The 13,484-nt window shown below is 44.2% G+C and carries 14 protein-coding genes; 6 read left to right on the plus strand and 8 right to left on the minus strand.

Annotation, left to right across the window (positions count from 1 at the left end):
• Positions 1-113: 113 nt before the first annotated feature.
• The 3 genes from hdrD to ACSAZL_RS17365 all read right to left on the minus strand — a co-directional run bounded on the left by hdrD (position 114) and on the right by ACSAZL_RS17365 (position 3,406).
• Positions 114-1,343, minus strand: coding sequence for a dihydromethanophenazine:CoB--CoM heterodisulfide reductase subunit HdrD (gene hdrD, locus ACSAZL_RS17355; RefSeq protein ID WP_440945847.1), 1,230 nt, complete (start codon positions 1,341-1,343; stop codon positions 114-116).
• 1 nt (position 1,344) lies between these two features.
• Positions 1,345-2,127, minus strand: a complete 783-nt coding sequence (gene hdrE / locus ACSAZL_RS17360; protein ID WP_440945848.1) for a dihydromethanophenazine:CoB--CoM heterodisulfide reductase subunit HdrE — start codon at positions 2,125-2,127, stop codon at positions 1,345-1,347.
• A gap of 604 nt (positions 2,128-2,731) precedes the next feature.
• Complete coding sequence (locus ACSAZL_RS17365) at positions 2,732-3,406, minus strand: NAD(P)/FAD-dependent oxidoreductase (RefSeq protein ID WP_440945849.1); 675 nt, start codon at positions 3,404-3,406, stop codon at positions 2,732-2,734.
• A 739-nt stretch (positions 3,407-4,145) separates the two neighbouring features.
• On the opposite strand from ACSAZL_RS17365, the gene ACSAZL_RS17370 reads away from it, so the two are divergent.
• The gene (locus tag ACSAZL_RS17370) at positions 4,146-4,283 is read left to right on the plus strand and encodes a hypothetical protein (protein ID WP_440945850.1); all 138 of its coding nucleotides are present in this window, start codon (positions 4,146-4,148) and stop codon (positions 4,281-4,283) included.
• Between the two features lie 140 nt (positions 4,284-4,423).
• On the opposite strand, the gene ACSAZL_RS17375 is transcribed toward ACSAZL_RS17370, so the two are convergent.
• The 5 genes from ACSAZL_RS17375 to ACSAZL_RS17395 all read right to left on the minus strand — a co-directional run bounded on the left by ACSAZL_RS17375 (position 4,424) and on the right by ACSAZL_RS17395 (position 8,752).
• Positions 4,424-4,807 (minus strand): ferritin-like domain-containing protein, encoded by a 384-nt coding sequence (locus ACSAZL_RS17375; RefSeq protein ID WP_440945851.1) that lies wholly within the window; start codon positions 4,805-4,807, stop codon positions 4,424-4,426.
• A gap of 485 nt (positions 4,808-5,292) precedes the next feature.
• Positions 5,293-6,279 (minus strand): COG1361 S-layer family protein, encoded by a 987-nt coding sequence (locus ACSAZL_RS17380; RefSeq protein WP_440945852.1) that lies wholly within the window; start codon positions 6,277-6,279, stop codon positions 5,293-5,295.
• Positions 6,280-7,386 (minus strand): ABC transporter permease, encoded by a 1,107-nt coding sequence (locus ACSAZL_RS17385; protein ID WP_440945853.1) that lies wholly within the window; start codon positions 7,384-7,386, stop codon positions 6,280-6,282.
• Entirely contained in the window at positions 7,387-8,136 is a 750-nt protein-coding gene (locus tag ACSAZL_RS17390) for an ABC transporter ATP-binding protein (RefSeq protein WP_440945854.1), read from the minus strand.
• A 4-nt stretch (positions 8,137-8,140) separates the two neighbouring features.
• Positions 8,141-8,752 (minus strand): TetR/AcrR family transcriptional regulator, encoded by a 612-nt coding sequence (locus ACSAZL_RS17395; protein WP_440945855.1) that lies wholly within the window; start codon positions 8,750-8,752, stop codon positions 8,141-8,143.
• 300 nt (positions 8,753-9,052) lie between these two features.
• Here ACSAZL_RS17395 and ACSAZL_RS17400 point away from each other — a divergent pair, with 300 nt between their 5' ends.
• The 5 genes from ACSAZL_RS17400 to ACSAZL_RS17420 all read left to right on the plus strand — a co-directional run bounded on the left by ACSAZL_RS17400 (position 9,053) and on the right by ACSAZL_RS17420 (position 13,482).
• On the plus strand, positions 9,053-9,250 hold the full coding sequence (locus tag ACSAZL_RS17400; protein ID WP_440945856.1) for an ATP-binding protein: 198 nt from the start codon (positions 9,053-9,055) through the stop codon (positions 9,248-9,250).
• Positions 9,251-9,287: 37 nt separating this feature from the next.
• A complete protein-coding gene (locus tag ACSAZL_RS17405) occupies positions 9,288-10,046 on the plus strand; it encodes an RNA methyltransferase (protein WP_440945857.1) in 759 nt (252 codons plus the stop codon).
• A 124-nt stretch (positions 10,047-10,170) separates the two neighbouring features.
• Positions 10,171-12,276 carry a minichromosome maintenance protein MCM gene (locus ACSAZL_RS17410; protein ID WP_440945858.1) on the plus strand — a complete coding sequence of 702 codons (2,106 nt, stop codon included), beginning with the start codon at positions 10,171-10,173 and terminating at the stop codon, positions 12,274-12,276.
• Between the two features lie 147 nt (positions 12,277-12,423).
• Positions 12,424-12,714: a DUF424 domain-containing protein gene (locus ACSAZL_RS17415; protein WP_440945859.1), complete on the plus strand. Its 291-nt coding sequence runs from the start codon at positions 12,424-12,426 to the stop codon at positions 12,712-12,714.
• A gap of 33 nt (positions 12,715-12,747) precedes the next feature.
• Complete coding sequence (locus tag ACSAZL_RS17420; protein WP_440945860.1) at positions 12,748-13,482, plus strand: hypothetical protein; 735 nt, start codon at positions 12,748-12,750, stop codon at positions 13,480-13,482.
• Positions 13,483-13,484 lie beyond the last annotated feature (2 nt).

Genomic DNA, 13,484 nt, shown 5'->3' on the forward strand with positions numbered 1-13,484 from the left:
AAGGGGAAGAGAGTATCGGTATTTAAGCCTTACTATAAGACAGTAAAATACAGGATCAGGAAAAAGAGAAATGAAGAAAGCCGGAAAACCCAGCTTTCACTCTTTTTTTTGGGTTACTCTACACTGAGCCCGAGCGCCTGTGCAACAAGCACAATGACATCCTCAACTTCAATGTCAGCTTTGAGAGAGTCACGACCGTCCATGAGGTTCCTCTTACAGAAGGGGCATGCACTGGAAAGAATGTCTGCGTTGGTATCAAGAGCGTCCTTTACACGGGATTCAGCTACTGCAACGGCAAGATCCGGGATACCTGCTTTTACACCGCCACCTGCTCCACAGCAGCGCTGGAATTCTTTTACTCTGCCCATCTCAACAAACTTGACACCCGGAATGTGGGAAAGCACATACCTCGGAGCATCAAAGACGCCTACGTGGCGGCCAAGGTGGCAGGGATCGTGATAGGTAATGGTTTTGTCAATAGACTTTTCCCATTTAATTTTGTCCTTCTTGATCAGGTCTTCAAGGAACTCTGTGATGTGAACAACCTCAAAAGGCAGTTCTTCACCGAGAAGCCTCGGCCAGTCAACCTTCGCTGCACGGAAACAGCCTGCACATGCAAAGAGAACCTTTGTAGCACCCTTTGCCTTAATAGCTTCAACGTTGTGTCTTGCAGCTTCACGGGGCACATCATTAATGTGTACCTGACCTGTCCTGATAAGGGCAGAGCCACAGCACCATTCATCTTCTCCGAGCATCGCAAATTCAATGCCCAGCTTGTTAAGCACACGGGATGTTGCAAAGGCAAGAGCAAGCTGTTTGTATCCTGCAGTACAGCCTGTGAAGTAGACAATGTTTGCCTTGTCGGCAATCTTTACATCTGGAGGTACCCAGGCAAGCCTATCTTTCTGGTCAAGCAGATAGGGGTTGTGGTACTGTCCTATAAGTTTTGGGAACATGTTCTGTTTTCCGTAAGGACCGATTCCTTTCTTAACAAGGTTTGTCCTCAGGGATTCCCAGAGTTCCACGGTGTTGATACCGGATTCACAAACAGTTGCACAGATACCGCAGGTGGTACAGCCGTGCACATCGTCTTTGAATTCTTCAAGTTCGGACTGGGGGATTTCCGTCGGGCCGAAAAGTTTTGCTTTAAGCCCGTAGGATTTGTTCATGTACTGCCTCCAGCGCAGAATTTTGTCCCTGGGTGCTAACCCGGGCTTCTGGCCGGAAGCTGCATAAGTTGGACACCATTTTACACATTCACCGCAGCGGGTGCATGAGTCGAGCTCCATGAGCTGGACTGCTGTAAGGTTTTTGGTGTCGATTGATGGAGTTTTTTTTGCCATTTTATTCTCCTCCCTTGTTTGCAAGGATTGCAAGCGGGGTGGCGATTACGTGTATGTACTTGCTGTACGGGATGTATGCGATACAGAAGAACAGGGAAATAACGGAGTGGAAGAGTGCTGCCGGTGGCGCTGTGGAGGGATCGAGTCCAAAGCCCCAGATAATTCCGGTCCTGATACCATCGGCGACAAAACCGGAAATAGTGACTATGAAGACCCCTCCGAGAAGGATCCAGTCATACATGATGGTAGCTTCCCTTACATCCGAGACAACGATTCTCCTGACTAATGCAATGAGGACTCCGATAAGCAGGATGTATCCGAAGATATAGTTCGGGACGGCGAGGAAATCCCTAAATTCGGCGGGGGTGAACGGGAGTTCGATTCCGAACTTTTCGATCATTTCGACTGCAAACATCATCCCTGACAGGGCAAACAGAGTCATCCAGCCTGCAAAAATCGTGAAGTGCATGAACCAGCGAAGAGGGCTTCTTTTGAGGATTCTTCTTTGGAAGAGGATATCAAGAATGAGAACCTCCAGGATTGGTTTTCCATGTCCGTGGTGAGACTCTTCTATGACCTGTTCCCACCAGGTTTTTAAGAATCTGATTGCACTTCCTTTCTTTCCTTCCTGAGGCTCAAGGGCGTAACCTGTCACTCCTGCCCCCCATTTCTGGAAGTTAAGGATCATACCGTATAAGAAAATCACAATGGCGATTGTGCTGAGTATCATTATCTGGACAAACGTAATCCTGAGTGCATCCGAGAGCCCAGAGAAATATGCCATCTCACTGCTAATAGTTTATTCCTCCTATATATGGGTAAAAACTGGGAACTGATACTGCTAAAGAAGTATCGTTAATGTTATAGAATATCAATAACAGTAAAGACAGAGCAGGAACCGTAGCAACTGTCTGTATAAGGTTTGAATAGTCTGTTAGTCTTTGTATCTATTATATTTAAACATTATCTTTAACATACAATCCATCGAAAAGCTCGCAAGAGGCTCGAAAACAGGGGAAAAATTTAAGAAGTCCAGCCGGGTGAAAAAAAGAAAATCCGGGAGAGAGGAGGAAAATTATAATAAATGAATTATAAAGTTCCATTCTGAAATTCTTCCTGCTGAAAATGAAAAAAAGGACTGCAGAGAGGAAGAAAATTGCTGAAAAAGAAAAAAGGACTCGAAAAAACTGAGAACTAATAGGGTGAAAAAAGCTGAGAACTAATAGGGTGAAAAAAACTGAGAATTATAAAGAAAAATTGAGGAAAAGGGACATCCAGATAAGATTCTACAGATGTCCGAAAGCTCCCTTTTGCTCTGAAAAAATAACCAGTATTCTATACCCGGCATTTTTTCTGCTTAACTCTTATTAACTTAGATGGAAAACTGTTTACAGACCTATCTCTTCTTTGAATTTCTCAATCCCGATCTCGTCTATAACTTTTCCGAGCCTTTTTGGCTTTCCGTAACCTTTGTAAAAATTAATTATTTTTTCAACAAGGTCCAGCACCTGCTCTTCGGAAAGGTCCTTCGCCACCAAATCCCCAAGCCTCGGACTCGGCCCTGCGCTTCCTCCAACAGTTAAATTATAGCCTTTTGCCGTGCCCATTATGCCCAGATCTTTTATGCTCGTTTCGGAACAGGAATTCGGACAGCCTGAAACAGCCATTTTGAATTTGGAGGGAAGCTGCATGCCATGGTATTTTTTGTCAAGCTTCAGGCCGAGCCCGACTGAGTCCTGTTTCCCTCTTTTACAAAACGTAGTCCCAGGACAGATTTTGATGCTCCTGACACAGAGCCCGATGGCAGCTCCAGGACTCATGCCCAGCTCACCCCAGGCTGCGTCCAGGTCTTCTTCCTTGAGGCCTACAATCGCAATTCTCTGGGCTGAGGTAACTTTCAGAGCCGCAGCTCCATATTTTTCTGCGATGTCCGCGATCTTTCTGAGGGTCTCCGGATATACGATCCCTCCGGGAATATGGGGAGCAATTGCATAGGTTTCTCCATCTCTTTGCAGGATTGCAGCCTTCTCAGGAAGGTCGCCCTTAACATATTCTTTCGTCATATTTCTACACACTCCAGGTAAATAGTTTAAGTTTGTTTCAGGATCTAATTATCGCTTAGCCTGAGCCCGATGTCCAGACATCAGAGCAAAAACTAAGATTGATGAACAGTAAAGTTCCCGAACAATAGCTTTGCCCCGTGCAAAAACAGATATGTAAACCTGTTTTAGCCCCAGGAAATTAGACCCCTTCCATAACCACAGAACCTCGATAATCCGGCACCCTTCCGGATTAGAGAGATTAAACTTCCGGACCCGTAAAAGGGGACCAGACCAGATAATATATTGCTCGAAACAATATAAATTCTATGTGCCACAAAGACCTGTTTAAGAGAGTGAATTAAATTTCCGGAGCAAATACGCGACTGGTTTCGGATTAATCGGTTGCGATTGACTTCGAAAACCTCATTTAGATTCACGAAAAATAGAAACGTCTCCGCCAGCTTGTCTGGCGGCCCTGCAAAAAAGGAAGAAAAAGCAAAAAAAGATTTATTGGTTCCACAGGTCACTTAAGTTAATTTCTTACAAGCGCCACCGGTCGTTTTTACTTGACGGCTTTTATTTCCGTTCTAGTTCATCTCTCCGCTCTCTTTTGTCTTTTGGGAAAAACGCTCTCCTGCGTCTCTTTAGTTTACTATCGTTTTTAAGTTCGTCCGCTTGAGCGAAGCTCCCAACTCTACTATAAAGTAGTCTGCTTGAGCTTAGCTCATTGTTTTAAACATCAAGTAGTCCTCTTGAGGGAGTGAAGCGACCGAAAAGGACCTCGTGCTGTTGCGATTACATCGCAACTCCCAGGAAATCTCCGATTTCCTGCGATCCCGAAGCGAAACTCGGGTGGCGCAACTCTACCGGGACAAAAATGACAAAATACAGCGAATAAGGTTGTCCGGGTAAGAAATATCTAGAATTTAGTCCTTTTTTAGTCCTCTTGAGCGGAGTAAAGCGTAGCGAAAAGGACAGCGCACTGCAGAGCCGCAACTCTGCTGGGAAAGAACGGATCAGAAGATCCGTTAATAGTTTTCACTGCTGCTTTTTTATTCTTTCCAGAAAACCCTTGAGCCCTGCTTTGTGTCTGGCTTCGTCAAGGGACGCCCTCTCGAAGAAAAGAGCAGCTCTGGTATTGCCTTCTTTTCGGGCAAGTTCTGCAGCTTCGGCTTTTTCGACCTCAGCTTTGCTTTCTCCTTCAAGCATCATCTCAAGGTTTTCAACTGTTGTGCCTTTCACAAGCCCCAGAATTTCAGCCACTTCTGTGGCATGCCAAGCTTCGTCCATTGCAATCTGACGGAGATAAACCGCAACATCTGCAAGCCCTTCCTGTTCAGCAACCTTGGACATTGCAAGGTACCATCCAACCTCGGTGGTCTCTCCTCTAAAGGTATCTTTCAGAATCTTTTCAAGATCCATTTAATCACCATTTACCTTAAAATAGCCTTATTTATAAATTAAACGCATGGAAGGCTTTTGAATCTAAGCTTTCTTCCTTGTTCAGGCATATATAACGCTCCGGGGGCATTTAATCCCTGAAAGTTCCTGAAGCGTTAATCCTTGAGTCTGGATCCTTCCCCTTCCAAGCCTGGAAAGCCCGATACAGAAATTAAGAGAAATCAAATAGCGTGTGGCCATATCACCCAAAGAATAGAGTATTTTTCTGGTCGCCCGCTCGGTTCCTTGAGAGAATTTAGTATCTTAACAAGATTTCCTTATGATCGGCCTGCATTCCCAACTACTCTAAATACAACATCAAGAAACCACACTTTACGAGAAGAGATTGTATAAAGGTTTAAATGAAATCAAAAAAGGAGAGGGTTTACTTTGTCTCCTTCCTAAAAGAGTGGGGTATTAGTGGCCCCCCGCACTCTCAATGTAATAAAAACCTGGAGATTCTTTCATTAAAGCCATCCGAATAGCCTTTCGAACAATCCGGCTTCCTTTACCTCTACCGGAGCCTGGAGGGTATCTAAATATTTAATGTCACCTTCCAGAGTTTCATATCTCACTACAGTGTCTACACCATACAGTTTAGGCACAGCTTCACTATCTGCCTTAATTTTGATCTTTGCAACCGCCGTACTTCCAGGTGCTATAGCAGATAAGAATGCCATACTATCAGTTGTGCTTAGAGGATCAGCTGGATTAATTATAGCCTTAACGTTCCTTGCCTCTTCATCACCCGTGTTTTTAATTACTATTTCGATTATGTTATCTTCACCCTGGTAAATACTGCCTGTTGTATTTACTATCTCGAAATCAGCCTGCTTTTTTACGTTGATTTTTAATATCTGGCTCTGGGACATCATTCCATACCAGCGGCTCACATCATAGGTCTGAGCAGCAGCGTCGGCATCCGATATTTGCACATTCTTCTGGTAATCATAAGAGAGATTCAGATAAAGGTTGTACTCTCCTGCCTTTGCCTTTTTATCAACTTTAATATCGAATTTTACCGGTGCCAGTGCATTTTCTCCACTTTTTATAGAACCTGCCTGCTGGCTGATTGATTTGATTTCAATAGGACTGTCGGGGTCTGCCGAGAGAGAAACAACTACGCTTTTGGCGTCTACTATAGCACTTTCCAGATCCATTTCTGTCCTGGCAGCATACATCTCATCTTCACCGGAAGGAGTCCTATCATTCTCAAATCCTAAAAGTTTTCCTCTGTTCATTATATCAATATTCAAAGTAGCCGTTTGATCCCTCTCCAGTTCATTACTTCCAATAATTGTGGCATTAAGATCAGGACTACCGTAAACATCATAGTAATTTTTCCCAAGATCAAAGCTTTTGGGGATGTTATAATTATCCGGCGTAGTAGAAACGCCTGCTACACATGATATCAAAGAAATTAATAGCAGAGAGATTAGTATCATTTTTCTCATTTATGCTTCCCTCCTGAAAAGACGTACACCTGCTGCGAAAGTAACAATTGCAAAGAGAGTAAGTATTATCAAATCGGTAGATATGGCGTTCAAACCCTGACCCTTGATCATAATAATACGCATAGCATCGATTGCATAAGTTAGAGGCAAGCAATAAGCTATATAGCGCATCCAGTCAGGAACCGAACTCAAGGGAAAAAATACACCCGTAACAAACATGGACGGCATAGTAACCAGCATGTTTAATTGGAAGAAAGATTCCATGTCTTCTACCCTTGAAGACATGACTATCCCCATCCCAACACCACCAAGAGTAAAAATAACAAGCACCAGAGAAATAAGAAGCCAGCTACCATTCATATTGAATCCCAATAGAAGATAAGCTGCAAGTATCAGGATAACAGCTCTGCCCAGTTGCAATATTAACTGGTATATCGTTTTTCCGAGAATTACAGATCTCTTGCTGATAGGTGTCATTAACATACGAACAAGAGTACCGTCTTCTTTTTCTCCTGCAATAGCAGAACCTGTAGTTGCTACGGATCCCATAAACACGGTAAGGGCTATAACACCCGGGATCAGGAAGTCAAGATATTCCAGACTACCGTACATATTGGGGATGTTTAAAGAAACTGTTCCGGTCTCCGCCAGCAATTGTCTCATATAATTTACGATTATGCCACTTGTGGTAGTGTCTGAGGAATCAGTCAGAAGCGTCAAACTCGTACTTTCATTTTCCGCGACCCTGTCGCTATAGTCCGGAGGAATAAGTAAAACGCCTTTATACATTCCGTCGTTTATTTTACTCTCAGCCTCCGACTGCGACATATCCTTAGTGTAGGTCACCGAGAACATCGGATCTCCGTCGTACTTGCCAGTATAGCTTCCGATTTCCTGAACAAGGGAACTTGAGGCTCTGCCTGTGTCATCATTGACTATGAGAATAGGCGCGTTTTTGACTGTCCCCCCCATCCCATAGCCAAAGAAGACTATCATTATTATGGGAAATAAAACAAGAGGGATTATGAGCGCTTTTTTTCTGAAAAGGATTTTGAATTCTTTTTTTGCGACTATTAAGGAATCCGTTAGCTCAGTTTTTATTGTCATTTAATCACGCACCTCTTCTCCTGTGAAGTGTACGAACACTTCTTCAAGATTTGTGCTCCCTGTTTTTTCTTTTAATATTTCCGGGTTATCGAGAGCTACCAGTTTACCTGAGTCCATTACTGCAACCCTGTCACACAGATTATCTGCCTCCTCCATGTAATGGGTTGTAAAAATCAGTGTTTTCCCCTCATCGTTGAATTTTCTGGCAAGTTTCCAGATAACATTTCTTGTCTGGGGATCAAGCCCGGTTGAAGGTTCGTCCCAGAATAAAATTTCAGGATCATGTAATACTGCGGCGATTACTGATAGTCGCTGCTTCATGCCTCCAGAAAAGCCTCCTGAAAAGCGGTCGGCACTGGATTCAAGCCCTACAAGTTTCAGGTAGTAATCGATTTTCTCTTCCATGACCTTTTTTGGCACATTATAAAGGTTGCCCATAAGTTCCAGGTTCTCTCTGGCTGTGAGGAGCGGGTACAGGCTGAGCTTCTGCGGGACTATACCTATAAGCGGTCTTATTTTATTGTCCTGTTTTTCGACATCAAAGCCTGAAACTTTTATACTGCCGTTTGTAGGCTTTATTAATGTGGTCAGCATGGAAAATGTAGTGGATTTGCCAGCCCCGTTGGGTCCTATCATGCCAAAAATTTCACCCTCAAATACATCGAAACTAACATCATTTACTGCAGTGATTTTCCGTCCTCTTGAATGAAAAACCTTAACAAGGTTCCTGACCTCAATAATTGGCTCCATTTTTTCACCCGCTCTTCGTATCCTCGACCTTCAGGATACCTTTAGTAAATATGTCAATAAACCTTTCAATCTCCTCATCATTATCACCTAAAAAAGAGTCACCGAATACCCCTCTCATTAAGGACGTGTAAACAAAATAACTAATAAAAGTTATAGAGGCTGATCGGGGATTGATATTTCGCATTTTTCCTTTTTTTATCTGCAATTCGAAATATTCCTTCAGACGAGTTATGTTCATTTGAAAAACTGACGACAAGACCTCCGCAACTTCGGGCCTTCTTCGTCCTTCTTCAAAGAGCATGTACATCAGCATCCGGCGTTTACTATCCTCCTTGTTTTCCTTCATAACCTTTGCAACATTTTTGCCCAGAATACGAAGGTCTGTCTCAAGATCCGATTCTTTTTCCGGCTGGAATAAATTATCCAGTGCTGAAAATGCAGCCCTATTCTTAAACAGGACTTCTCTCAGCAGGTTCTCTTTTGATTGAAATTTTCTGAACAAAGTCACTTCTGCAACATTTGCTTCTTCCGCAATCCTGCGGGTAGTTGCACCCGCATATCCTTCACTGGAGAAGACCTTTAAAGCTGCATCCAGGATTTTTTGTTCTGTGCTCATTATGGATGTAAGTAATTACTTACTTACATTTAAAGATTTTGATTCATATGCTTGCTCAAAACTATACTAAAAAGACGCAAAGTAAAAGGTAATTAAGAGTTATGCACTTGAGAAGTAAAGCCAAGAACATGAGAACTCCCCATAAATAATATGATTTAGACATTTTGGTGCTTCATACTGCTGTTTTTTATTCAACTGTGTAAGTCATAGATAATAATAATAATAATAATAATAATAGTAATAATATAAATAAAAAATAACCAGTATGATAAACTATATAATGAATGGAAAATAGCCAGTATGAAAATCTATATCGACGAAGAGAAATGTACAGGCTGTGGAAAATGCAAAGCCGCCTGTCCTAAAGGGCCGAGGATTTACTCCATAGAAGAAAAAGATGGGAGAAAGGTCTGTGTCTTGAAAGACCCTTCCTACTGTCTGGGCTGCAGAATGTGTGTGACTGTCTGTATGGAAGATGCAATCACCCTTGAAAACTGACTTTAAGAAATGAAAAATGCATTCGGGACTGAGAAATTTGTCACTTGAGATTCGCGTAGTGCTTGTGGAACCCATGTATCAGGGAAACGTGGGGTCGGTTGCAAGAGCAATGAAAAACTTCGGATATTCCGATCTGGTTCTGGTGAATCCCTGTGAGCTTGAGGGGCAGGCAAGAGCGATGGCTTCCCACGCAAGGGACGTGCTCGAAGGGGCAAGAGTTACCTCAACCCTGGAAGAAGCCGTTCGAGGGGCAGACCTGCTCGTAGGGACAACGGGAGTCTCAAGCCTGAAGACAGGAGAACATATCCGCCTTCCTCTTTATCCGGTAAGGGAATTCAAAGAAAAAATCAGAGAATACAGCGGCACTATTGCAGTTCTCTTCGGGCGTGAAGACAACGGCTTTAGCAATGACGAACTTAAAAGTTTTGACATGCTCATTACGGTTCCGACCTCCGAGATCTACCCGATTATGAACCTATCTCATGCGGTTTCAATTGTGCTTTACGAGCTTTCGGAACTGGAGGGAGGAAACAATCCGCTTGCAGGGGGCTTTGACCTGCACCTTCTGTACGGACACCTGGACGAACTGCTTGAAGAAATAAACTATCCGGCTCACAAAAAAGACAAAACGTCTCTGATGCTGAAGAGGATATTCGGAAGAGCCGGGCTGACCCCGAGAGAGGTCCAGACCCTGAGGGGTATAATACGGAAAACGGAGAGAAAAATGGGATTTGCAGCAGAAGCTGAAGACCTGCAGAAAGCCGAGGATTCGGAAAGCACAGAAAAGTTCATATGATAATAAGCCTGTTTTACATCAGAATCTATTGTACGTTTTTTAACTCTTTTTGGGATTGCTTTTAAGGAATAAACCGGATCAAGATGAAAGTTTTACATAAAACCCAAATATTTTTGAGAAAGCCATGACCGAGACAGAAAGCAAGTGGGACGAGAAACTAAAAAGATTCTTTAAAGACTACTACTGGAATGAGATCCTCCAGCTTGCAAACGAATATCCGGACCAGCGAAGCCTTGAGGTGGATTTTACAGATATAGAGAAGTTTGACAGGGAGCTTTCGAAAGAGTTCCTTGAGCACCCGGCAGAACTCATACTTGCAGCCGAAGCCGCCCTGAAAGAAATTGACCTGCCCGTAGAAAAGAGCCTTGAGCAGGCGCATGTGAGAGTTATTAAAATCCCCAACAGAATCCCTATAAGGGAACTGAGAAGCAAACACCTCTCCCGCTTTGTTGCAATCGAAGGCATGATAAGGAAAGCCACAGAGGTCAGGCCAAGGATCACGAAAGCCGCCTTCCAGTGTTTAAGGTGCGGACACCTTACCATTGTTGAACAGAACAGCTTCAAATTCGAAGAGCCCTTTGCAGGCTGCGAAGAAGAGACCTGCGGAAAAAAAGGGCCTTTTAAGGTTTCAATAGAAGATTCCACCTTTATCGATGCTCAAAAACTCCAGATCCAGGAGTCCCCGGAAAACCTGAGAGGAGGGTCGCAGCCGCAGAGCCTGGAAGTGGATACCGAAGACGACCTCACAGGAAATATCACTCCCGGAGACCGCGTTATAATTAACGGAATTCTGAAGTCAAGGCAGCGTACCCTCAAAGACGGAAAGTCCACTTTTTACGACCTGGTGCTGGAGGCAAATTCAATCGAGCGCCTTGACAAGGATTTTGATGAACTTGAAATAACTCCCGAAGATGAAGAACAGATCCTTGAGCTTTCCCGCGACCCGGCAATCTATGAAAAAATTATAGGGTCCATTGCCCCTTCCATCTACGGATACGAAGATATCAAAGAAGCCCTTGCCCTCCAGCTTTTTTCAGGGGTTGTGAAAAACCTTCCTGACGGAGCAAGAATCAGAGGCGATATCCATATGATGCTCGTAGGCGACCCCGGTATTGCAAAAAGTCAGCTGCTGCGTTATGTGGTTAAACTTTCGCCAAGAGGGGTCTTTGCTTCGGGGCGGAGTGCATCTGCAAGCGGCTTGACAGCAGCTGCCGTTAAAGACGACATGAATGACGGCAGGTGGACAATAGAAGGTGGAGCCCTTGTGATGGCTGACATGGGGATTGCTGCAGTTGACGAAATGGACAAGATGAAAACCGAGGACAAGAGCGCACTGCACGAAGCAATGGAGCAGCAGACCATAAGTATAGCCAAAGCAGGGATCATCGCAACCCTGAAGTCTCGCTGTGCCCTCCTCGGGGCTGCAAACCCCAAGTATGGCCGCTTTGACAGGTATGAAGGGCTTGCAGAACAAATCAGCATGCCTCCGGCCCTGCTTTCCCGTTTTGACCTCATCTTTGTTTTGCTCGATACCCCAAACCATGCCCTGGACAGCAGGATTGCAAACCATATCCTTCAGTCGCATTATGCGGGAGAACTTTCCGAACAGCGGCTGAAACTTCCGGGATCGCAGGTCACAGAAGATTTTGTTGATGCGGAACTTGAAGTAATCGAGCCTGTGATCCAGGCAGAAATTATGCGGAAGTACGTTGCATACGCACGGAAAAACGTGTACCCTGTAATGGAAGAAGACGCAAGGCAACACCTCATCAACTTCTATACGGACCTCAGGAAAAGCGGAGAGGGCAAGAATACGCCCGTACCCGTGACCGCAAGGCAACTTGAGGCGCTTGTCCGCCTTTCTGAAGCCAGTGCAAGAATCCGCCTGAGCAACGTGGTCACTCTGGAAGATGCAAAACGGACTATAAGGATTACCATGAACTGCCTTAAAAACGTGGGTGTTGACCCGGAAACAGGAGCCCTTGATGCAGACATACTTGCTTCGGGCACAAGCATGAGCCAGAGAAATAAAATAAAACTCCTCAAAGACATAATAAAGAAGGTCTGTGAGAGGCATCCCGGCGGCAAAGCTCCTCTCGAAGAAGTTTACGCAGAAGCGGAAAACGAGCACGGAATCGATAGAGGACATGCCGAAGAATATATAAAGAAAATGAAGCAGAGAGGGGACATTCTTTCTCCGGACCAGAACCATATCAGGCTCATTAATTAAGTTAAAAAATGACGGATATTACAAATCAGAAAGAAGTCCCTGCACGCCGGAAATTCCCACAGGCAGGAGCAGCCTACCAATAAACAAAATAATGACGGTTAAGCTGTAAATACTAAAAGGGCGAAATAGTATTTAAAAAGGGAAAATATGTATCTAAAAATCTATAAAAATGGAGGGCACTTGCTTGTTGCAGCCTGTGACAAGGAAGTGCTCGGAAAAGCCCTGAAACATGGCAACAGCGTGGTGGAGATCAACAGGGCCTTCTATGGTGAGGAGCCTGCCTCGGAGGAAGAGCTTCAGAAAGCTCTGGAGGAAGCTACGACTGCAAACCTCTTCGGGGAAAAAACAATCAAATGCGCCATAAAGTGTGGATTTATCGATCCTGACTCCGTAATCATGATCGACTGCGTACCACACGCCCAAGGATTCAGAGTTTGAAAAACTCTCATATTTAACGCTGATTGTGTTCAAATGCCTAAAAAGTGGTATATGGCAATTCCCGGCTTAGGTTTCCGGGCTGGCTCTCCCGGAGCCGGAAAAATAAAGTATATAAAAAAAATAAAATTGCAAAATCGTGATACTGTGAGCGGAAATATCAAAGAAGCCGGGGTCAGAATGCTGACGGAAGAAGAACTGATTTCCGGAGTTGTGGAAAAACACAGAAGGTTTCTGGAAGAATACCGAAAAGAGTTTGAAGAACTGGACAGCAGGATGAACCAGTTTGAAGAAGACGCAAAAAATGCCAGAATCTCCAGAACCCAGATGGCGGAGCGAAAAGAGGTCCTGAAGGAAAAGCGCCAGCAATATTATCATCAGGTAGAAGGTCTGCTCGAGAAGGAACTCTTCCCGAAGCTTGACCCTGTAACTGACGATAAAATAATGGAAGATATTAAAAAACTCAAAGGACAGATCGAACCCGAAGAGGAACAGAAACTTATAGACTCTTTTATGGAAAACCTGCAGGAACGCACCAGGGAAAAAGGAGTCGGAGAAAGTCTTCTCCTGCAAGCCAGAGCCAGGATGGAGGAAGCCAGGAACTCGAATCTGGAGCTAAAAGAGATAAGAGAGTCTGAAAAACAGCTTGAAGAGGATGATGGAAGCAAGAACAGTGAAATTTCCAAAAACAAGCCCCAGCACAAATGGCTCAGCAGCAAAATAAAAAGCCACGAAGAAGCCTTGAGTTACTGGGAAAAACAAAAAGTATAACA

This window comes from Methanosarcina mangrovi, from assembly GCF_052057765.1.
Taxonomy (GTDB): Archaea; Halobacteriota; Methanosarcinia; order Methanosarcinales; family Methanosarcinaceae; genus Methanosarcina.

Coding starts and splice junctions, on each gene's coding strand:
- hdrD (WP_440945847.1), bottom strand. CDS start 1,343: ATGGCAAAAAAAACTCCATCAATCGACACCAAAAACCTTACAGCAGTC.
- hdrE (WP_440945848.1), bottom strand. CDS start 2,127: ATGGCATATTTCTCTGGGCTCTCGGATGCACTCAGGATTACGTTTGTC.
- ACSAZL_RS17365 (WP_440945849.1), bottom strand. CDS start 3,406: ATGACGAAAGAATATGTTAAGGGCGACCTTCCTGAGAAGGCTGCAATC.
- ACSAZL_RS17375 (WP_440945851.1), bottom strand. CDS start 4,807: ATGGATCTTGAAAAGATTCTGAAAGATACCTTTAGAGGAGAGACCACC.
- ACSAZL_RS17380 (WP_440945852.1), bottom strand. CDS start 6,279: ATGAGAAAAATGATACTAATCTCTCTGCTATTAATTTCTTTGATATCA.
- ACSAZL_RS17385 (WP_440945853.1), bottom strand. CDS start 7,386: ATGACAATAAAAACTGAGCTAACGGATTCCTTAATAGTCGCAAAAAAA.
- ACSAZL_RS17390 (WP_440945854.1), bottom strand. CDS start 8,136: ATGGAGCCAATTATTGAGGTCAGGAACCTTGTTAAGGTTTTTCATTCA.
- ACSAZL_RS17395 (WP_440945855.1), bottom strand. CDS start 8,752: ATGAGCACAGAACAAAAAATCCTGGATGCAGCTTTAAAGGTCTTCTCC.
- ACSAZL_RS17400 (WP_440945856.1), top strand. CDS start 9,053: ATGAAAATCTATATCGACGAAGAGAAATGTACAGGCTGTGGAAAATGC.
- ACSAZL_RS17410 (WP_440945858.1), top strand. CDS start 10,171: ATGACCGAGACAGAAAGCAAGTGGGACGAGAAACTAAAAAGATTCTTT.
- ACSAZL_RS17415 (WP_440945859.1), top strand. CDS start 12,424: ATGTATCTAAAAATCTATAAAAATGGAGGGCACTTGCTTGTTGCAGCC.
- ACSAZL_RS17420 (WP_440945860.1), top strand. CDS start 12,748: ATGCCTAAAAAGTGGTATATGGCAATTCCCGGCTTAGGTTTCCGGGCT.